Annotated in this window: 20 protein-coding genes; 5 read left to right on the forward strand and 15 right to left on the reverse strand. The window is 66.7% G+C overall.

The genetic code is table 11. From position 1 onward, the window contains the following. Positions 1-2: 2 nt before the first annotated feature. Positions 3-818 carry a crotonase/enoyl-CoA hydratase family protein gene (locus AC5Y21_RS06815; protein ID WP_499910662.1) on the reverse strand — a complete coding sequence of 272 codons (816 nt, stop codon included), beginning with the start codon at positions 816-818 and terminating at the stop codon, positions 3-5. Between the two features lie 203 nt (positions 819-1,021). Here AC5Y21_RS06815 and AC5Y21_RS06820 point away from each other — a divergent pair, with 203 nt between their 5' ends. Next, complete coding sequence (locus AC5Y21_RS06820; RefSeq protein WP_499910981.1) at positions 1,022-1,165, forward strand: hypothetical protein; 144 nt, start codon at positions 1,022-1,024, stop codon at positions 1,163-1,165. Positions 1,166-1,254: 89 nt separating this feature from the next. Then, positions 1,255-1,845, forward strand: coding sequence for a TetR/AcrR family transcriptional regulator (locus AC5Y21_RS06825; protein WP_499910927.1), 591 nt, complete (start codon positions 1,255-1,257; stop codon positions 1,843-1,845). Between the two features lie 3 nt (positions 1,846-1,848). On the opposite strand, the gene AC5Y21_RS06830 is transcribed toward AC5Y21_RS06825, so the two are convergent. The 3 genes from AC5Y21_RS06830 to AC5Y21_RS06840 all read right to left on the reverse strand — a co-directional run bounded on the left by AC5Y21_RS06830 (position 1,849) and on the right by AC5Y21_RS06840 (position 4,279). Continuing rightward, a complete protein-coding gene (locus AC5Y21_RS06830) occupies positions 1,849-2,145 on the reverse strand; it encodes a hypothetical protein (protein WP_499910664.1) in 297 nt (98 codons plus the stop codon). Positions 2,146-2,157: 12 nt separating this feature from the next. Next, positions 2,158-3,666, reverse strand: a complete 1,509-nt coding sequence (locus AC5Y21_RS06835; protein ID WP_499910666.1) for a class I adenylate-forming enzyme family protein — start codon at positions 3,664-3,666, stop codon at positions 2,158-2,160. Positions 3,667-3,748: 82 nt separating this feature from the next. Beyond that, the gene (locus AC5Y21_RS06840) at positions 3,749-4,279 is read right to left on the reverse strand and encodes a methyltransferase family protein (protein WP_499910668.1); all 531 of its coding nucleotides are present in this window, start codon (positions 4,277-4,279) and stop codon (positions 3,749-3,751) included. Between the two features lie 76 nt (positions 4,280-4,355). On the opposite strand from AC5Y21_RS06840, the gene AC5Y21_RS06845 reads away from it, so the two are divergent. Next, complete coding sequence (locus tag AC5Y21_RS06845; protein ID WP_499910670.1) at positions 4,356-4,946, forward strand: TetR/AcrR family transcriptional regulator; 591 nt, start codon at positions 4,356-4,358, stop codon at positions 4,944-4,946. A 65-nt stretch (positions 4,947-5,011) separates the two neighbouring features. Here AC5Y21_RS06845 and AC5Y21_RS06850 read toward each other — a convergent pair whose 3' ends face one another. From AC5Y21_RS06850 to AC5Y21_RS06875, 6 genes are all read right to left on the reverse strand, one after another. Beyond that, a complete protein-coding gene (locus AC5Y21_RS06850) occupies positions 5,012-5,791 on the reverse strand; it encodes a crotonase/enoyl-CoA hydratase family protein (RefSeq protein WP_499910672.1) in 780 nt (259 codons plus the stop codon). A 91-nt stretch (positions 5,792-5,882) separates the two neighbouring features. Then, positions 5,883-7,292, reverse strand: coding sequence for a WS/DGAT/MGAT family O-acyltransferase (locus AC5Y21_RS06855; RefSeq protein WP_499910673.1), 1,410 nt, complete (start codon positions 7,290-7,292; stop codon positions 5,883-5,885). Positions 7,293-7,336: 44 nt separating this feature from the next. Further along, on the reverse strand, positions 7,337-8,539 hold the full coding sequence (locus AC5Y21_RS06860) for an alpha/beta hydrolase fold domain-containing protein (RefSeq protein WP_499910675.1): 1,203 nt from the start codon (positions 8,537-8,539) through the stop codon (positions 7,337-7,339). 127 nt (positions 8,540-8,666) lie between these two features. Further along, entirely contained in the window at positions 8,667-9,212 is a 546-nt protein-coding gene (locus tag AC5Y21_RS06865; RefSeq protein WP_499910677.1) for a hypothetical protein, read from the reverse strand. Between the two features lies 1 nt (position 9,213). Then, positions 9,214-10,473, reverse strand: a complete 1,260-nt coding sequence (locus AC5Y21_RS06870) for a molybdopterin-dependent oxidoreductase (protein WP_499910928.1) — start codon at positions 10,471-10,473, stop codon at positions 9,214-9,216. A 23-nt stretch (positions 10,474-10,496) separates the two neighbouring features. Then, positions 10,497-11,144, reverse strand: a complete 648-nt coding sequence (locus tag AC5Y21_RS06875; protein WP_499910930.1) for a class I SAM-dependent methyltransferase — start codon at positions 11,142-11,144, stop codon at positions 10,497-10,499. Between the two features lie 127 nt (positions 11,145-11,271). On the opposite strand from AC5Y21_RS06875, the gene AC5Y21_RS06880 reads away from it, so the two are divergent. After that, on the forward strand, positions 11,272-12,159 hold the full coding sequence (locus AC5Y21_RS06880) for an alpha/beta hydrolase (protein ID WP_499910932.1): 888 nt from the start codon (positions 11,272-11,274) through the stop codon (positions 12,157-12,159). 7 nt (positions 12,160-12,166) lie between these two features. On the opposite strand, the gene AC5Y21_RS06885 is transcribed toward AC5Y21_RS06880, so the two are convergent. Genes AC5Y21_RS06885 through AC5Y21_RS06905 form a run of 5 tightly spaced genes read right to left on the reverse strand, consistent with a single transcriptional unit; the run spans position 12,167 to position 17,713 of the window. Beyond that, on the reverse strand, positions 12,167-13,471 hold the full coding sequence (locus AC5Y21_RS06885; RefSeq protein ID WP_499910679.1) for an amidohydrolase family protein: 1,305 nt from the start codon (positions 13,469-13,471) through the stop codon (positions 12,167-12,169). Next, positions 13,465-14,637, reverse strand: a complete 1,173-nt coding sequence (locus AC5Y21_RS06890) for a CoA transferase (protein WP_499910681.1) — start codon at positions 14,635-14,637, stop codon at positions 13,465-13,467. Before AC5Y21_RS06890 ends, AC5Y21_RS06885 begins: the two co-directional genes overlap by 7 nt. Positions 14,638-14,657: 20 nt before the next feature. Beyond that, on the reverse strand, positions 14,658-16,028 hold the full coding sequence (locus AC5Y21_RS06895) for a phenylacetate--CoA ligase family protein (RefSeq protein WP_499910683.1): 1,371 nt from the start codon (positions 16,026-16,028) through the stop codon (positions 14,658-14,660). After that, the gene (locus AC5Y21_RS06900; RefSeq protein WP_499910685.1) at positions 16,028-16,648 is read right to left on the reverse strand and encodes a TetR/AcrR family transcriptional regulator; all 621 of its coding nucleotides are present in this window, start codon (positions 16,646-16,648) and stop codon (positions 16,028-16,030) included. The genes AC5Y21_RS06895 and AC5Y21_RS06900 overlap by 1 nt, the downstream gene beginning before the upstream one ends. A 54-nt stretch (positions 16,649-16,702) precedes the next feature. After that, entirely contained in the window at positions 16,703-17,713 is a 1,011-nt protein-coding gene (locus AC5Y21_RS06905; RefSeq protein WP_499910687.1) for a MaoC family dehydratase, read from the reverse strand. A gap of 63 nt (positions 17,714-17,776) precedes the next feature. Here AC5Y21_RS06905 and AC5Y21_RS06910 point away from each other — a divergent pair, with 63 nt between their 5' ends. Continuing rightward, on the forward strand, positions 17,777-18,931 hold the full coding sequence (locus tag AC5Y21_RS06910; RefSeq protein WP_499910688.1) for an acyl-CoA dehydrogenase family protein: 1,155 nt from the start codon (positions 17,777-17,779) through the stop codon (positions 18,929-18,931). Positions 18,932-19,199: the final 268 nt, after the last annotated feature.

Consider the following 19,199-nt stretch of genomic DNA (forward strand, 5'->3'; position numbering starts at 1 on the left):
GGCTAGCGGCCCTTGAATTGGGCCTGCCGTCGTTCGATGAAGGATTGCACGCCCTCGGCGGCGTCCTCACTGGCGAACAGCGCGGTAATGGCGGGGACCAGGCCCTCGATCGCGGCGGCTTCACCCTCGTCGCGCGCTGCATGCGCTGAGGCGAGCGTGGCGCGCACGCCCAGCGGAGCCGCGCGGTCGGCAATGGTGTGCGCGATGTCGCGGGCCCGGGCCAACGCTGCGCCCGCATCGTCGGCCACCTCTTGCACCAGGCCGATGCGGTGCGCCTCGGCGGCGTCGAACTCGTCGCCGGTGAGCAGCCAGCGCATGGCGTTGCCCCAGCCGGCCTCCCGCGGAAGGCGGATCGTCGCGCCGCCGAAGGGGTAGATGCCGCGCTGGACTTCAAGTTGGGTGAAGCGGGTGCCGGCCGCGGCGAGCCGGACGTCCGCTGCCAGCAGCAGTTCGATCCCCAGCGTCATGCACCAACCGTGTGCGACCGCGACCAGCGGTGTGCTCCACGGGCCGTCCAGCCGCCACGGGTCGCGACCATCGTCAGGAACCTGCCGTTCCCCGGCCGCGATCGCCGGAGCAACGTCGACCAGATCCAGGCCTGCCGTGAAATGGTCGCCGTGCGCGAACAGCACCCCGGCTCGTACCGACTCATCGGATTCCAGCAGCCCGTAGGCGCGGGCCAGGTCGGCCAGCATCGCCCGGTCGAAGGAATTGCGTTTGTGGGCCCGGTTCAGGCCGATCAGCAGGACATGTCCGTCCCGCTCGAGGGTCACGGTTTCCAGGACGGGCAACTCGGGAGTCGAAGTCTCGCTGGTCATCGACAAAGTCAAGCATCAGGCGTGTCGATTATGCAAGATCCCATAATACTTCGTGACAGGTCGGATGGTGCCGCAGGTCAATCCCCGCAATCCACCCAGTACACTCGGGATTCATATAGAAAGGCTTGCTTAATGAACGTCTGTCTTATATGCTGCTTTGCATAGTCATGGGCCGGCGGCCCCGGCGCGTGAGAGCAGCACCCATGCCGGGAGAAGCCATGTGGATCCTCGAACTCAACATCGCTGGCCATCAATTCACGCGGGAAATGCCCGACCTGCGGCGACCCTCCTGGCTTGATCGGCGCAACGCACACTGGCCCGCTGTGCGGCCGTCGCAGGCCGCATGACGCCGGCCAACCAAGGTACGACCGTGCCGAATCCTGTGGACCCCGCGCGCGGCCCCGCCTCCACGAAGCGCTGCGACACCAGGGAAAAGATGCTGGTCAGTGCCGCCGAGGTGATGCGCGAGCGCGGTGCGGCCGGCGTCACGATCGACGAGGTGCTGGCCCGCAGCGGCGCCCCGCGCGGCTCGGTGTACTACCACTTTCCCGACGGACGCAATCAGATTCTGGCCGAGGCGCTGCGATACGCCGGTGACTCGATCACAGCGACGATCGACCACGCTATCGACCGTGGCGCCAAGGCGTTGCTGCGCGAGTATGTCGAGTTCTGGGAGCACCTGCTGACCGACGGCGGCTTCAACGCGGGTTGCCCCGTGGTGGCGGCCGCGATCGGCTGCGGCGACCACGAACTTGAGCTGTCGTCCGAGGCGGGAGTCATCCTGGGCCGCTGGTGTACCGCAACGACGCGCGCGTTCGTCGCCGACGGCTTCAGCGAGGCGGATGCGGCGTCGCTGGCGGTGATGTCGATCTCCGCGCTGGAGGGCGCCATCGTGTTGTGTCGCTCGACGCGCAGCGTCACCCCGCTGCGCCAGGTTGGCGAACAGCTCGAATTCTTGATCAAGGCAAGGGAATTCGTTCGCCGCAATGTTCCGGCAGGTGTGACCGCCGGCGCACCCCGGCAATAGCGGTCAGTCGCTGGCCGGTAGCGGCTTGACCTCTTTGAGCTGCAGCGCGGTCTGGCCGACACTCAGGCTTCCGGTTCCGGGCTTGGTCACCAGCACCTCGGCTCCGGTCTCGTCGACGTAGCGCTTGCCCATGATGGTGCCGTCGGCGAAGGCCGGGTCGAGTTCGCCCTTGCGTTCGCCGCCGATCTCCACCATCGGGACGCCGCCGCAGCGCAAGTCGTCGAGGCTGTCGGCGCTTCTGACCACGATGACCTGGGTGTCACACACCTGGCTGGCCAGCCGGGTTCCGTTCTTGATCATGCACTCATCCTTTTAGCGTCCTGCTAGCTCATCGATGATTTCCCGGCGAAGCACCTTGCCGGTAGGGGTAGTGGGTAGCTCGTGGCGAAACACTACCCGGTCGGGGGTACGCGATCCGCGCAAGCTTTCGCGGACGTATTCGCGCAGTTGCTCGGGATCGGGCTCGACACCGTCGGCCGGAACCACCACCGCGACGATCGCCTGGCCCCACTGTTGATCCTCGACCCCGACCACGGCGACATCGCGCACATCGGGGTGCTCGACCAGCACCTCCTCCAGCTCGGCCGGCGCAATGTTCTCGCCGCCGCGGATGATGGTGTCGTCGCTGCGTCCGCCGATGAACAGATAGCCGTCGGCATCGAGCACGGCGATGTCCTTCGTTGGGAACCAACCGTTTTCGTCGAGCACCGAGCCGATCCCGGTGTAGCGGCCGGACACCTGCTCGCCGCGCACGAACAGCTCCCCGCTTTGACCCGGCCCCAGCACGGTGCCGTCGTCGCCGCGGATCTGCAGCTCGATCCCGGGAACAGGCTGGCCCACCGATCCCAATCGCTTGGCGACGGCGACATCGGCCGTGGCCAGCGCGGCCTGGGCGGCACGGTGGTCGTCGGGGGTCAGCACCGCGATCGTCGAGCTCGTCTCAGTCAGGCCGTAGGCGTTGACGAAGCCCACATGCGGCAACAGCTCCAGCGCCCGGCGGACCAGCGGCAGGCCCACCCTCGAGCCGCCGTACGCCAAGTTACGCAGCGAGGGCAATTCATGGCGGCCGTTCTCGAGCACGGTGACGATACGGTCCAGCATGGTCGGCACCACCGTCGCGGTGGTGACGTGTTCGGCGTTGATCAGCGACACCCACTGCTGCGCGTCGAAATTGGGCAGATAGACCATCTTCCGGCCGGCGTACAGGTTGGACAGCGCGGCGCCGACCCCGGCAATGTGGTACGGCGGCACGCAGATCAGCGCGGCGTCGGCCGGGTCGGCCGACTCGAATTCGACCGTGCCGGTGACATAGCTGGTCAGGTTGTTGTGGGAGAGTTCGACTGCCTTGGGTGCGGACGTGGTGCCCGAGGTGAACAGCACGATGGCCACCGAGTCGGGGTCGGGGAATTCGGTGACGGGTTCTGCGTCGGGCGCGGCGGTCAAGAAGTCGTCGGAAAGCATTACCCGCTGCGCCGCATCGCCGACCATGTCCCGATAGCGGTCGTCGACGATCACCAGCGGTTCGGGCAACCGCCGGATCAAGGTCTGGATGCCCTCGGCGGACAGCCGGTAGTTGATCGGAGTGAAGGGCAGACCGGCGCGAGCCGCGGCGAATATCAGCACCGGCAACATCGCGCCGCCGGTCCCGACGTAAGCGACGTGCTGGGCGTTCGATCCCGCGATGACGCCCGCGCCGCCATCGGCGAGGTCGCTGAGCTGCTGCGTCGTGAACCGCAAGGAGCCATATGACCCCTCAGAAACAATCGCCGTGCGATCGGGGTTGCTCGAGGCCGCCATCTCGAGCAGCAACGAAACGCTCATCCTCGATCTTCCTGGATTTCTGCCTTTACAAATCTAGGCCGTAGTGTAACCCATGTCGTGGCGGGACCTTTACCGGCGCCGCTTATCGCCAGGGCGAGATCCGGGGGATCCAGCGGGGAACGTTGCGCCGGTATTCGACGTATTCGGCGCCATAGCGCTGCACGAGATGAGGCTCTTCCCAGAACCGGATCACGGTAGCGAGTGCGGCGAAAAAGATGGCGAACCATCCGAGCAGTGATCCGGACGCGGTGACCGCCGCCTCCCCCAGCAGCACGCAGAGCACCCCGGTGATCATCGGGTTGCGGACGTGCCGGTACGGGCCGCGAACGACCAGGTGGACCGGCTCGCCGAGCACCGGGCCCACACCGAGAGTGCCCTTGCCGATCCGGTCGAACAGGACGTTCGTCCAGACCATCAGGCTCAGTCCACCGACGATCAGCAGGCCACCGACGGTCACCAGCGCGACCATCGCGGGGGAACTCAGGTCAGGTCGCCGCACACCGCCCGGACTCAAGATAAGCGCGGGTATGACGACCGTCATCACGACCGGAGCAACCATGATCGAGAGCAGGTGACGCCACCAAAGCCGGCGTTCGTGCGTGTTGGTAGTCATTCTTCAACCTCCGTTCAAGAATGAATGTACGCCGCGAGCAGACAATGATCAACGGGTGTTGAAGTATGCTGCCCGCATGTCAGAGAGGCGGCGTAGCGGCCGGTGGCGCACCGGTCAGCAGAGCCGGCAGCGGATCCTCGACGCGGCGCGCGAGCGCTTTATGCACGACGGGTACGAGCGGGCCACCGTCCGCGCGATCGCCGCCGACGCCGGGGTGGACGTGGCGATGGTCTACTACTTCTTCGGCAACAAGGAAGAGCTTTTCACCGCGTCGGCGCTGATCGGACCCGAGCACCCGCTGCACCACCTGGCCACGCTGTTCGGGGAGGGCGTCGAAGACATCGGTTCGAGGCTGGTGCGCCGCTTCCTCGAGCACTGGGACGAAGGCGCCGAATATGAGCCACTGCTGACGTTATGGCGCTCAGCGGCGATCCATCCCCAGGCCCGAAAAGTGTTGCACGACAGCCTCGCCGGCCCGATGGCCGAGCGGGTCGCCGCGGAGTTCGGGGTGACGGACGCCGAGCTCCGCGTCGAGCTGGTGGCCAGTCACCTGGCCGGGCTGGCGTTCGCGCGTTACCAGCTGAAGATCGAGCCGCTGGCGTCGACCAGCATCGAGGATCTGGTCGCCTGGCTGGGCCCGACCGTGCAGCGGTACCTGACGGGTTAGTGCCCGCGAAAAGACGCAAAAGCTCCTCATTTCGGCACAAATGGGGGCTTTTGCGTCTGCTCGGCCTAAGTCCCGGTCCAGCGGGGCGGACGCTTTTCGGCGAACGCGATCGCTCCCTCCTTGGCGTCGTTGGACATGAAGATCGGGCCCAGGATCTTGATCTGCTCGGCGAACCTGGTCTCCGGGCTCCAGCCGGCGGACTCGACGATGATCCGCTTGGTGGCAGCCACCGCCAGCGGCCCATTGGCGGTGATCTTTTCCGCCAACGCGATCGCCGCGTCCAGCGCCTTCCCCGGCTCGGCCAGAACGTTGACCAGCCCCAGCTCGTGGGCACGCTCGGCGGACAGATTGTCGCCGGTCAGCGCCAGCTCCATGGCGATGGCGGACGGGATGCGCTCCGGCAGCCGCAGCAGTCCGCCACCGCCGGCCACCAGGCCGCGCTTGACCTCGGGAATTCCGAATGCGGAGTCCTTGGCCGCCACGATGAGGTCGGTGGCCAGCGCCAGCTCGGTCCCGCCGGCCAGCGCGTAGCCCTCAACCGCCGCAATCAGCGGCTTGGCGGGTGGACGTTCGGTGAAGCCCATGCCGCGGCCTTCGACCACGACGTTCTCGCCGCGGGCGAACGCCTTGAGATCCATGCCCGCGCAGAACGAGCCGCCCGCGCCGGTGAGGATTCCCACCGAAAGGCCGCTGTCGCCGTCGAGGCGGTCCATCGCGTCGGCCAGGGCACGGCTGACCGCTGCGTTGACCGCGTTCTTGGCCTTGGGGCGGTTGATGGTGATGATCAGGATCCGGTCCCGCTGCTCGACCAGGACCTCGGGCTCGGTGTTGGCTTCGTCGCTCACAGTGCAGATGGTAACGGTCGGCCCGCGTGACGAACCGGCCGGTCAGTGTAATTGCCGAGCAGACGCTCGCCGTAGCTGCTCAGGCCCCGCATCAAGCCGGAGCCATAGCCGCCTCGACGACGGACAGCTCTTCGGAAAGCCCAGCGGCCCTGCGTATTTCGAGGAAGTCGGCGACCATCGCCTCGGTCACCTCATGCGGGTCCTTGACGGTTAAACCGTCGGACAGCACCGAGATGTTGAGCTGGTCGACATAGCTCCACACGGTGATATTCAGGCCGCTGCCGGCGGTCAACGGGCCCACCGAATAGATCTCGGTGACCAGCGCGCCGCCCACCTTTCCGCGCTCGCGGGGACCGGGAACGTTCGAGATGTTCAGGTTGAGCACCTTGTTCTGCCCGTCGCGGCCCGACATCCACCGGAACATCGCTTCCGTCGTCACCGGCGGCCAATAGGCGGCCCAGCGGCTGATCAGCTCCGGTCCCAACAGCTGATGGCTTTCCTTGGCGGACACCGCGTTTTGGTGAGCGGACCGCACCCGTTCCAGCGGGTCGTGGCAGTCGGTCGGCAGTGCCACCATCATTCCGCTGAAGCGGTTTCCGGAGATGCGTTCCGGCGAGAAGTCGTAGGCCACCGGAACCGAGGCCAGCAGCGGTTCGGCCGTGCCGTCATACCGCAACAGCAACGTGCGCAGCGCCCCGCTCGACATGGCCAGCACCATGTCGTTGATGGTGGCGCCGAGCTTCTTTCCGGTCTCCTTCACATCGGTGAATGCCAGTGTGGCGGTGGCGAATCTGCGTTCGGGGGTGAGCATGTGGTTCATGAAAGTCGGCGGCGGGGTGAACGGCCGGGTCAGCTCCGGAGAGAACTTGCGCGAGCTGCGTCGCACCCGGCCCACGCCCTCCGCGGTATACCGGATCGTCGCCGGAATTCGCCCGATGTGGCGCAGGTGGTCCACGAACGCCGAAGTCATCAACTCCCGCTTACCGGGCGCGGGATCCGAGGTGTACGAGCCGCCCTGAGGTGTGGGCATCAGATCCATACCGTGGGCCATCAGGTTGGCCGAGGCGACGCCGTCGGCAAGCGCGTGGTGGATCTTGACCACCACCGCGATCCGGTGGTTGGCCAGGCCCTCGACGAAGTACATCTCCCAGAGCGGGTGAGCACGGTCCAGCGGCGTGCTGGCGATCTGGCCGATCGCCTCGTCGAGTTCACGACGGCCGCCCGGCGTGGCCAGCCGCCAGGGACGAATGTGGTACTCGAAATCGACTTCGCAGTTCTCCCGCCACATCGGGTGGTGGAACTTCAACGGGACGTCGATCAGCTGATAGCCCAACGGGACAAGCTTGTCCATCCGGCTGGCGATCACTTCACGGAACGCGTCGATACCGAAGCCGCGATGGTCCTCGTCCAGTTCGATCACCGCGACTTTGATGGTGTGCATGTGCACGTTGGGGGTCTCGCTGTACAGCAGTACCGCGTCCCAGCCGCTAAGCCGCTTCACCGCAGGTCCCTACTCATACGGTGACCTTAAATCCGCTGGCGCGCTCAGATAACCCGTTTGGCGAACTGAGTCCGGTTGCGATACACCTGATTGAGGAACAGGGCCGTTGTGTGTGCCATGGCACCCGCACGGGGACCGTCGAGCAGGTCGAAGCCGTGACCGGCACCCGGCAGTTCGACGTAGCTGACCAATGAGGTAGACACCGAACGCAACCGGTCGACGAAGCTGCGGGCCTGCTCCACGGGAATCACAGCGTCCTTGCTGCCGTGAATCACCAAGAACGGCGGTGCATTCCGGTGCACGCGGGCGATCGGCGACGCATCACGGAACACTTCCGGATGACGGGCGATCGACCGCTTCACCACGACCCGCTCCAGGAAGTCGACGAACCGGACGCGCTCCGGGGTGGAGCAGTCTTCCCAGTCGTAGCGACCGTAGATACCGACCACCGCGTCCACCGAGCTGTCGGAGCCTTCCGGCAGCGTGGCCTGGAAATCGGGATCATTGCCGGTGAGCCCGGCCAGCGCGGACAGATGCCCACCGGCCGAACAACCCGCCACCGCAATGAAATTGCGATCACCGCCGAATTTATCGACGTTGGCGCGGGCCCACGCGATGGCGGTCTTGACGTCGGCGATGTGGCGCGGCCAGCGGTGGTGCGGCGAGACGCGGTAGTCGATCGCCAGGCACACCCAACCCTGCTCTGCCAGTCGCGATATCAGCGCGGAACCCTGCAGGGTCCGGCTGCCGTGCACCCAGGCGCCGCCCGGTACGAAGATCAGCACCGGCGCGGGCTCGGTCGGTAGATCCTTGCGGCGCCAGACGTCCAGCATTTGGGCGGGGCTGTCCCCGTAGTGCACCGCGCGGCGATAGAGGTGCCGACGCTGCCGCAGCGCACCCCAGATTGGAGGCGTGCGCTCGGCCACCGGCCACTCGGCGTCCAGATCCGCCGACGACACCACCCCCCGCAACGCGGTGACGGAGACCTCGTGCGTGTTTTCGCGGTCGCGGTGGCGGTCCTCGTCCACGCGTGGGGTCCGCCAACTGCGCGCCGCCGCAGCGGCGAAATCGGGTGCGTGCCGCGCCCCCCACACGCCCACCGCAGTGAGCGTGCCCAGCGGTTCAAGGCGCTTTCCGACGACCGGTAGCGAAGCCCCCGCGACGCTTAAGGCCAGCAAATAGTCACTGGGCCGGGCCCGCAGCAACCATTTCATACAGGGTGTCATGCGGGGTCCCCTCGCCGTCATGTTTCGGAGCGTACCCCCACCCGGTTCGCGGAAACTACGTTTGCGGGCACCATAATCTGCGCCGGCGAAAATTTGTTGTCTCATATGATTTGCTATCTGGCGCTTTATGCTGCTTAAAGCTGTTTATCTATTCGCTATTCGTCGGCTGATCCGCGTTGTGGTCGCTGCCGGCGACCCTCCGGCGCGCCACGGCAAGCCGCGCCGCATAGGCGATGGCGCTGGTGGCGAACAGGGCCGCGGTGAGCAGCAGCCACCTGCCGAGAAACGGCTGCTGGGTCTGTCCGGTCGCCGCCTGGTAGGTCGGGGCGCCCTGCTCGATGATCCCGGGCAGAAAAATCAGCAACGTCAGTCCGGCGGCCAGGGCCGGAATCCGAATGTGGTTGCGGGCGGACACTTTCGGGTGTCGATGGGCGGAGCGCGGCTGGTGACGCAGGCGCGTGGTCATCACCCGGTCGGCCAGCGCGTAGAGCGGGAAGAGCAGCAGGTCGTGGCCGACCACGGCGGCCGCGAACCAGACGGCAATCGACTGCCACCAGCTGCCTGGGTTCCACAGCGCGGCAGGCCGGAAGGTGGCCAACACATAGCCCAACAGCGCGAAACCCGCCGTCATGATCAGCAGATGCAACGGACGGGATCCGTATTGACGAGCGAAATACGCACGTAGCTTTAGCATTTCACGCTTCGAACATGATCGACGCGACCCATTTGGTGTTGTGCACACCGGGTAGCGCGGGGACGATGACGCGAGCCGGATAGCCATGGTCGATCGGCAGGTCGGCGCCGTTGACCCGCAGCGCCAGCAGTGCATCGGGGTCACCGATCTGGTTGGCCTGCAACATCGCTTGGCCGAAGGCGCCGCCCTGTTGCAGCGACGTCACCCGGGCCGAGCGTGGTGCGTGTACGCCGGCCAGACGGGCCAGCTCGGCCAGCGGCACACCGCTCCAGCTCTGGACGCTCGACCACCCTTCCACGCAGGCGATCGGCAGCCTCGCGGTGCGTTGCGGAAGGTCGCTGAGCATGGCGCGATCCAGCACCACCTCCGACGGCCCGCCGCGCAGCGTCAACCTCCAGTTCGCGCCGACGCTCTCCGTCCTGATTCCCGCGGCGGCGGCGGTCTTGTTGACCGGGAAATCGCGGCCGCGACCCCGCGGCAGCAGCAGGGCGGTACTGCGGGCGACCCCGCCGAGCGTCTGCCCGGCAGTCAGTACCGCGATCAGCAGCACCCCGGAGCCGACCAGTGCCAATGCGCCACGCCTACTCATCGTCGGTTCGGCCGGGTCGGCGGCCACCAGACCGGCGGGGTCCGGCGACTGCGGATGAGTGTTGTTCACGTTGGTACGCAACACTTCTCGAAACGGCAGCGACCGCAGCCCGGTGATCATGTGCGGAATCTTGAGCGCGATGTGCATCAGGAAGCCGGCGATGAAAACCCACGCCCCGAAGTAATGGCCGTCGTAGAAGCTGAATCCGAAGATGTAGTCGTACTGGATGTTGAGCACACCGGTGACGATCTCCAACAGCACGCCACCGACCAGCATCAACAACGACAACCGCTCCAGCAGCTGGGCGACCGAGCGGGCCGGCGGCCACACGAACAGCCGCGGGATCACCGACCACAGCTTGGCCAGGACCACCGGGATGATCACCAGACCCAGTCCCACATGCAGACCCTGAGTCAGCCGGTACAGCCACGACGGACGGATGGGCCAGCTGAACGCGGGCAGGCGCAGCCAGCCGACGTCGGCGGGAATGGCCTGGCCGAGCTGGGGCGAGTACGCCGCATAGGACAGCAGGCCAGTGACGGTGATGATCGGCAACGTCACCAACAACACCAGCCCGAACACCGAGGTCAGCCACGGGCCACGGAGCGGACTGCGCCACCGCGCCAACCGCCGCAGACCCGGCGGCGGATGATGCTCCAGCGCGCGCCACAGCCCAGCGGGAAAGCCGTATTCGCTTACCGGGCCGCCAGGTTGGCGATCACGCGGCCGCCGATCAACCTGATGCTTGCCAGTGTGAGACCCACTTGAGCGGCGAGCGCGTCCGCGCTGTCCGCACCAACCGAAGCCCACCTGAACCATGGTCCCACGCCACTTGCCGATTCCAGCCGTACCCAGCGAGCACGGATGCCGATGGCCTCGACGTCGAACTCGGCCACGCAGCAACCGCCGGCTGCCAACAACTCGGCGGCGCGGCCCAGGATCCGCCGCGGGTCCCCGCCCAGGCCGACATTGCCGTCGACCAGCAATACCGTCTGCCAACTGCCGATACCGGGCAGCGCGTCGAAGACGTCACCCAGCAGAGCTGGTGCGCCTCCGCGACCCGCCAAGCGGATTGCCGTCCGGGACCGATCGATGCCGAGCGCGGGTATCCCTCGCCGGATCAGGCGTGCCACCAAACGCCCAGGGCCGCAGCCCAGTTCGATGGTCGGCCCGAGGCACATCTGCGTGACCGCCTCGTCGAAGGCTTCATCGAACGCGTCGCGCCCCTGGACGTCCCGGCTGCCCAACCAGCGATGCGCCGGCAGCAGGCGGACCTCGCCGTCGTCATGACGGATCCAACATCGCTCGCCGTCCAGCGCCCGGTCGTACAGCTGGCCCAACACTCCGTCGCCCCCCTTCCCATCCACTGCCGTTCTTTTACCCCGCGCTCCCACTCCACAATCACTCCCATGCGGTGCACACACGTCATCGGCGCGCACGCATACTGGACCGGTGGCGACCACCCCAAACATGCAGGTTCATCCTGACCTGCGTCGAATCGCACGCATCGCCCCGCGACAACTGCTCGGCCCGCGGACGTTGCCGTTAGTTCGGACCTTGAGTCAACTGATTCGGGGGCGCGGGGAATCCGGTGATGTCGAGGTCCTCACATTGGAGTCCGGCGCCGGTGTGCGGTTGTTCCGCCCGGTCGGTGCCACCGAGCCTGGACCCGCCCTGCTCTGGATTCACGGCGGTGGATTCGTGATGGGCACCGCGCGACAGGACGACCGGGTCTGCCGCGGCTTCAGCTCGCAGCTGGGCCTCACCGTCGCGTCGGTCGAATACCATCTGGCGCCTGAACATCCGTATCCCGCGCCGCTGGAGGACTGCTACGCGGTGTTGGCCTGGTTGGCAGCGCTGCCTGCGGTTGACCCGGGGCGAGTGGCGATCGGCGGCGCCAGTGCCGGCGGCGGCCTGGCGGCGGCGCTGGCGCTGCTGGCCCACGACCGCGGCGAAGTGACGCCGGCATTCCAGTTGCTCGTCTACCCGATGCTGGACGACCGCAGTTGTGCCACGGGCGACAAGCCGAACTACCGGCTGTGGAACACGCGCTCCAACCAGTTCGGCTGGACGGCGTATCTCGGCACCGCCGACCCCGCGGCCGCCGTACCGGCCAGGCGCGACGACCTCAGCGGTTTGCCACCCGCGTGGATCGGCGTGGGGAGCAACGACCTCTTCCACGACGAGGATCTCGCCTACGCCGAACGTTTGCAGCGGGCCGGCGTGCCATGTCAGGTTGAGGTGGTGCCGGGTGTCTTTCACGGCTTCGACCTGGTGGCTCCGAAAGCCCAAGTGTCACAGCAATTCTTCGCGAGTCAATGCGATGCCCTGCGGTCCGGGCTGGCGCTTACGCATTGATCGCCGGTCACATGGCGAAGTAAACGAGCTGACCGCCAATCACCGTGGCGGCCACCATGCCGGCGTCCAGCTCGGCCAGTACCGTCGCCGGTGGCTCGTTCAGCACACAGAGGTCGCCGGGCTGTCCGACTTCGATGGTCCGCGCCTGGCCCGGCTGATCGGAACGGCCCAGGAACATCTCCAAAGCTGTTCGCGCCGAAACACATTCGTCGGCATTGAGGACGGCGCCACTGAGCGTGGTGCGATATACCGCGGCGCGCATCGCAGTCCACGGGTCACCGTGGCCGAACGGCATGTCGGTAGACAGCGCCACTGACACCTCGGCGTTCAGCAGCGATGCGACCCGCCACAGTTGACTGTGCTCGGCCTCGGGGACGTCGGCGAGGTACTGATCGCCGCGCTCGGCGACGAAGTTCGGCTGGGTGACCACGGTTAGTTGCAGGTCAGCGAGGTCGGCCAGGTTGTCGTCGGGTACCACCGACGCGTGCTCGATGCGATCGAGCGGGTGGCTACCGGCCGCGCGCAGGGCGGCGATGGTCACCACCAGTTGGGCTGCTGTCACGCAGTGCACGGCGACGGGCCGGCCGGCGCCGTGGTGCTCGGCGATCCAGGTCGTCAAGGAGTCCAGGTCCAGACGGTCGTCCTGCAGGATTTTCTTGCCCGGTGACAAGAAATGCAGTCGTGGCCGAAACTCGCCGCGACGATGCGCCACCATCAGCGAGACCATGTCGTCGGCGCCGAGGTCGGGGGTGGCGTCGGTGACGCCGGTGACGCCGGTCGCGGTGATCCGCCGGCTGAGTTCGGCCAGGTTGGTTTCGCGCCGCTGCACCGCGTCCGACCAGCCGGGGTCGGCACTGCGCAGCCGACCATCGGAATGCTCGGCCATGCCGACTCGGCCCAACGCGGCAGAGTTGAGCATCCACAGCGCACCGCTGCGGTGCTGAATGCGCACCGGAATGTCGGATACCACCTCGTCAAGAGCGACGCGGTCCAACTCTCCGGCAACCGATTCGTGGTAGCCGACCGCACGGATCCATCCGTCGGGCCCGGGTGTGGCGTTCGACAGCAGTTGGGCCAGTTGATCTTTGGTGCTGACTCCTGGTGGCCCGACGAAAAACGAATTCAACGCCGAAGCCGCGGATCGCACGTGCACATGATGGTCGTGCAGTCCGGGCAGCACGGTTCCGCCGCCCGCGTAGAGCACACCCTCCCGGGGCCTGGCCACCAGTCCGTCGGCTACCTCCTCGATCAAAGCGCCGGCGCGGATATCGACCATCCTGCCGTCCAGCAGCGTCGCTCCTTGAATCAACATGATAGGCAGCGCTTTTCGGAAACCAGGCGGCGTACCGCATCGCCGTCGGCGCCGAGCTCCGGCGCTGACCTGCTCACTTCCGGAGACGGCGGGGGTGGGGCCGGGTAGGTCGAGACCGGCGCCGTCGCCGGTGATTTCGCGTAACTCGCGGCAACCGCCGCCATAGCCACTTGGACCAGCTCGCCGCCGCCCCGACGCAGCGATTCGGTCACCGCCAGGGTCGCCTCCAGCCCGGTCAGCGGGTCGGCGATGGCGTCGCCGCAGAACACGGGCCCGTCCACGCTAGTACCGACGAGGCCGCCGGCCACCGCGGCGTCGTCGCCGAACGCCGGTCGCCCCGGGTCGTCGTCATATCCGATGATCCGCAACCAGATTCGTCCCGCCCGCGGCGCAATGTGGTCCGGTCCGAGCCGGCGCCGAGCCAGCGCCGCAGGGCGCGAACCTTCGATCACGATGTCGGCGACCGCGAGCAACTGCCGCAGCTCGTCGGTTTGGCCGTCGAAATCCAAACAATAGGACAGCTTTTCGCCGTTCATCCAGTCGAAGAAGGCACGATCCCCGGCTCGGGTTCCGTCCGGGCGGCGCGGACTTTCGACTTTGACGACGGTGGCTCCGGCGCGGGCCAGCAGTTTCCCACACAACGGGCCGGCCCACATCGACGACAGGTCGGCCACCAGCAGACCCGCCAGTTCCCGCCCAGACGCCTGAGAGCCGATGCGCCGGATTCGCGGCGATGCGGCCGCGGTCTCGCCCAGTTCGGCCGCCGGGATGTCGAGCAGGTTCGCCCGCTCGACGGTTTCTGCGACGAGACGTGTTGCGGCCCAAGCCTCGAGCGCAGGCCAGGGGGCGTCGTCAGGTAGATCGTCGACTTGCAGCAATGCGGGCACGGCGACGATGTCGTCGGGACGGGAGAGCGTGATCGCGCACCAGCCGTCCCGTCCTTGCAGCAGCCGGGTGGTACCGCCGGCCGACACCCGCCCGCTGCGGGTCAGTCCGAGCAACCCGGCCCGCCCGGCGAGCAGGCTGGCCGCATCGGTTGCGATCCGTTCGGCGCGACTGAGCACGCTGGCCCGGGAGAAGTCGGGCGGCCCGTCGGGCAGACCGGTCAGAAAGGCAAGCCCGCTGTTACCCCAGTTCTGAGCGGATCGGGCCTGCGTGCAGCTCACGACCCCATTGTGCCCGCGGTTCAGAGCCTGGCAAACCTGCGGAACTTGCCACTGACGGGGTGCCGGTCCAGTCGGTCAACCGTGCGAACCGTGACTCGGGGGCTTTCCAGACCCGCGTCAGCCAGCGACCGGGCCAGCCGCGACACCAACTCGTCGACAGCGAAATCTGCTGCTGCAATGGCAGATACGTCAACTCCGGCCGCCGTCTGCGTGACTTGGTAGTCGATAATCGCTGGGGTTGCGACGAGTTCCGATCGAATCACAATGGGGTGGACTGCCGTTCCGTCCCGATAGTGGAAGATTTCGTCGTTGCGGCCCTGCACGCGTGCGCGCAGGTGGCCGTGATCGGGCGCGTTGGCGGCGCGAACGAATGTGTCGGTGAACTCGTAGCGAATCAGCGGTTGGGTCAGGTTGTACAGGTTTGTAACCAACACCTTGGCCGCTGTTGCGCCAACCGGTACCGGCCGATTGTCGGCGTCGACGAGTTCGACGATGCACATGTCGGTGTTGAAGGCGAAGACGTCGTCGTCCGCGCCGGTCTTGCCGACCAGCCCCTCGGTGGACCCGAACCCGTCGAAGATCGGGGCGACGAACGCCTGCTTGATGCTGGTTCGCATTTCTGGGAGCAGCGTCTCGCTTGTCGAGGAGATCTGCGCGGGCCTGATCCGCAGCCGGCCGGCGCGCGCCTCCACGGCCAGCCGGGCAAGCATCGAGGCGTAGCCGCTCAGAACGGTGGGCCGTATCGTGTTGAGTTCTTCGACGATCGCGGACAGCGGCTTGGTCGCGGGAACGAGGTGAAAGCGGCCGAACGGGCTGTCGCCGACAGTCAACGCCGTCACCAGTCCGGTGGCATGAACCGCCGAAGGCGCGCCCACCATCACCCCGACGACATCACCCGACGGCGGTGCCACCGTTCCGGGTGCTGGAGGACGAGCGACGGCAGTGGCGAATGCGGCGAGCGTGCTTCCGTCCAGGACAAAGATTCCCCGCGTTCCCGCGCAGCCGCCGGAGGCGAGCGCGACGTACCGGCCCAGCAGCGGAACGGGTTCGGTGCCGGTATGTGCCAAGGCCGATTCGATATCGGTGCGGCGCAACCGTCGGTCGGTGAACACGTCGTCGAGCTCGGCCATCATGTCGGCTTTGGTCATGACCGGTAAGGCCGACATGTCATCGGGGTCGGCCGCACCCACGTCGATGCCGCGCAATCGGCGTGCGTGGAACGGTGAATGCTCGGTAGCGTGCGCCAATAGCCTGGCCAGGTCCTCGCGCTGGGCAGCCCGTAACGCGTCCGCACTCCAGGCCAGCCGCGCGAAATGGTCCGCGGCGCCGGCCACTACGTCGGTCTGCACCCTTTGGCGCAACTCATCCCAGGCCGACACTGTTGTCGTCATCACCGTCGCTCCGATGTAGCCGTAGGCGTGAATCCCAAGGCAGGCAACAGCAATTCGGCAATGAGATGCTCAGGTATAGCGGATGGATTCGCGCTCCTTTCCAGAGCGACGCCCGTCGTAGCCGCGAAAATGAATTCGGCCAGTGACTGGGCGGGAATCGCCGGAGTCAACTCTGCGCTTGCGTAAACCTGCATCAGCACCGCCGCGAAATTGTCGACCGCTCGCGAATGCATCGCTGCATAGCGACGGTTGAGGTCCAAATTACGCACGGCCTGTGCTCGAAACTCGGCGAGCACGAACTGCCAGCCGGGCGCGGATTCGGCATCCTCGGTGCCGGCACGGATCAGCGCCTCGAACGCGTCGAGGCCGGCGAGCCCTTCCACCGCCTGCCGGTGGTGCGCCGCGCGTTGCTCGATGCGTTGCTCGAGCAGCGCGAAGAATAGCTCCGGTTTGCTCCCGAACTGGGAGTAGACGACGCCCTTGGAGAACCCGGCTTCGTCGGCGATGGCCTCCAGCGTGGCCCCCGCGTAGCCGCGGGCAATGAAGACCCGCTGGGCCGCCGCCAAGACGAGTTCTCTGTTTCGTTCGACTTGCTCGACACGGCGCAACCGCTTGGCCATGCGCTGATTAAATACCGTCGGTATTTTAATGTCAACGGTATCTGGAACCCGGATCTAGAACTGCAGCGCGCTGAACCGCCAGTCCAGCACCGGCCGGTCGGGCTCGCCCGCGGAAGCACCGGCCGCGTAGACCACCGACCGCAGTCCCAGCACCCCGCCGTTATCCGTCGCCTCGGCGGACTCGACGTGCAGCTCGCTGTAGAGCGTGTCGCCCTCGTGCACGGGTCCGGTGTGGTCGCAGGACTGCCAGCCCAGGACCGTCACCAGATTGGGCAGCAGCCGCGTGGCCTGCGCGAGAGCCAGCCCGATGGTATGCCCGCCGTAGACCAACCGCTGCCCGCTGACACGCGAATCATGATGTGTGGCAGCAATGTTCAGGGTGAGACGGGCCAGCTCAGCCGCGCTGCTCACCACGTCGGCAGTACTGTGCAGCACTGCACCGGCAAGGCCGGCGTCGAAATGCGGTCCGGGCACCCGGTTTCGGAATACCTCGCCGTCCCATTGCGCGGTCGGATCAGCGGCCGGCGCCACCGTGTCGGCGCCGATGCCGGACAGATCGTCGTCCGCAGCTCCCGACGGATCAAACTGCGGGCTGGCGGGCAGCATCGCGCAACGGTAGAAGTCCAGCACCAACTGGTCGGCCTGGTCGATCGTGATCATCCGCAGCGCCGCCAGACCCGTCGGCGCCCGGCCCGGCTTGGGCGAGTTCGCCCGCAGCCCAACCACTTCGGTGCGGGTGTAGATGGTGTCGCCGATCATCGGGAATCGATGAAACGTGAGGCCGCGGTAGAACAGGTTGGCTTTGACACGCTGGGTGACCAGCGTCGACTGCCCGATCGCCACGTCGCACACCAGTCCCGGATGCACCAGCGGGCCGGGCGTGCCGGTCACCGCGGCGCACAGACCGGCGTCCAGCGCCAGTCGCATCCGGTCTCCCACGATGGCCTGATGGGCGGCCGCCAGACCCGACGACAGCGTCGCCGCCGGCGCCCAGTCGAAAACCTGCCCAATCGACAGGTCGTCGAAGTAGGGCCCGCCTTCGCGCACACCCGTGTACCCGTTCACCGCCACAACGCCACATGCTGGCAGGCTGTCGAAGCGAGGGTCAATGCGGGAGGGCGGTCTCAGGTGGACGACGAAGAAGACATGCTGGTCGCTACGGTGCGGGCGTTCATCGATCGCGATGTGAAACCGACCGTTCGCGAGGTCGAGCACGCCAACACCTACCCCGAGGCGTGGATCGAGCAGATGAAGCGGATCGGCATCTACGGCCTGGCCATTCCCGAAGAGTACGGCGGTTCGCCGGTGTCGATGCCGTGTTATGTCCGGGTCACCGAGCAGCTGGCCCGCGGCTGGATGAGTCTGGCCGGCGCGATGGGCGGACACACCGTGGTGGCCAAGCTGCTGACGCTGTTCGGCACCGAGGAGCAGCGTCGGACGTACCTGCCGCCGATGGCGACCGGCGAGCTGCGGGCCACCATGGCGTTGACCGAGCCGGGCGGCGGTTCGGACTTGCAGAACATGACGACGACGGCGCTACCGGATGGCCGCAATGATTCTGCCGACTTGGTGATCAACGGTGCCAAGACGTGGATCAGCAACGCACGCCAGTCCGGGCTGATCGCCCTGTTGTGCAAGACCGATCCGAATGCCACACCGCGTCATAGGGGTATTTCGATCGCGTTGGTGGGGCATGGGCCCGGACTGACGGTGTCGCGGGACTTGCCGAAGCTGGGCTATAAGGGCGTCGAATCTTGCGAGCTGTCATTCGAGGACTACCGGATTCCCGAGTCGGCGATTTTGGGCGGCCAGCTGGGCCATGGCTTTTCGCAGATGATGAAGGGCCTCGAAACCGGCCGCATCCAGGTGGCGGCGCGGTCCCTGGGCGTTGCGTCGGCGGCATTGGAGGACGCCCTGGCTTACGCCCAGCAACGGGAAAGCTTCGGCCAGCCGATTTGGAAGCATCAGGCCATCGGCAACTACCTGGCTGACATGGCGACCAAACTTACCGCCGCGCGTCAGCTGACCCGATATGCCGCCGAGCGCTACGACAGCGGCGAGCGCTGCAATATGGAGGCCGGGATGGCCAAATTGTTCGCCTCCGAGATCGCGATGGAGATCGCTCTGAATGCGGTGCGAATCCATGGCGGCTACGGCTATTCGACCGAATACGATGTCGAACGCTACTTCCGCGACGCTCCCCTGATGATCGTCGGCGAAGGCACCAACGAGATCCAGCGCAACGTGATTGCCGGGCAATTGGTGGCCCGGGGCGGGATTTGACGTCGCAGGGCGCCAACTCGGTGTGGCAGTATCCAAGTCGACTTTGCCCATCCGGTGGAGGCGTCTGTGTTTGTCGGGCGCAGCACCCGACACTTCGCAGGGAACGCAGTGACAGAACCAGGGATGTGGCAGAACGCGCCGGGTGAAACCGGCTGGCCCGCTTACGGGCCGCAATATCCGGCCATCCCGCCGCAGCCATACGGCCAGCCGCCCCCCTACGCTCCCGGACCCTCCGGCCCGGGTGGGCCGTATCCGCCACAATTCCAAC

The organism is Mycobacterium sp. NGS41, assembly GCF_059812725.1.

Coding starts and splice junctions, on each gene's coding strand:
- AC5Y21_RS06820 (WP_499910981.1), top strand. CDS start 1,022: ATGCCGGGAGAAGCCATGTGGATCCTCGAACTCAACATCGCTGGCCAT.
- AC5Y21_RS06885 (WP_499910679.1), bottom strand. CDS start 13,471: ATGTTGATTCAAGGAGCGACGCTGCTGGACGGCAGGATGGTCGATATC.
- AC5Y21_RS06815 (WP_499910662.1), bottom strand. CDS start 818: ATGACCAGCGAGACTTCGACTCCCGAGTTGCCCGTCCTGGAAACCGTG.
- AC5Y21_RS06860 (WP_499910675.1), bottom strand. CDS start 8,539: ATGACGGCGAGGGGACCCCGCATGACACCCTGTATGAAATGGTTGCTG.
- AC5Y21_RS06825 (WP_499910927.1), top strand. CDS start 1,255: ATGCTGGTCAGTGCCGCCGAGGTGATGCGCGAGCGCGGTGCGGCCGGC.
- AC5Y21_RS06865 (WP_499910677.1), bottom strand. CDS start 9,212: ATGCTAAAGCTACGTGCGTATTTCGCTCGTCAATACGGATCCCGTCCG.
- AC5Y21_RS06840 (WP_499910668.1), bottom strand. CDS start 4,279: ATGACTACCAACACGCACGAACGCCGGCTTTGGTGGCGTCACCTGCTC.
- AC5Y21_RS06835 (WP_499910666.1), bottom strand. CDS start 3,666: ATGAGCGTTTCGTTGCTGCTCGAGATGGCGGCCTCGAGCAACCCCGAT.
- AC5Y21_RS06845 (WP_499910670.1), top strand. CDS start 4,356: ATGTCAGAGAGGCGGCGTAGCGGCCGGTGGCGCACCGGTCAGCAGAGC.
- AC5Y21_RS06830 (WP_499910664.1), bottom strand. CDS start 2,145: ATGATCAAGAACGGAACCCGGCTGGCCAGCCAGGTGTGTGACACCCAG.
- AC5Y21_RS06880 (WP_499910932.1), top strand. CDS start 11,272: ATGCAGGTTCATCCTGACCTGCGTCGAATCGCACGCATCGCCCCGCGA.
- AC5Y21_RS06895 (WP_499910683.1), bottom strand. CDS start 16,028: ATGACGACAACAGTGTCGGCCTGGGATGAGTTGCGCCAAAGGGTGCAG.
- AC5Y21_RS06900 (WP_499910685.1), bottom strand. CDS start 16,648: ATGGCCAAGCGGTTGCGCCGTGTCGAGCAAGTCGAACGAAACAGAGAA.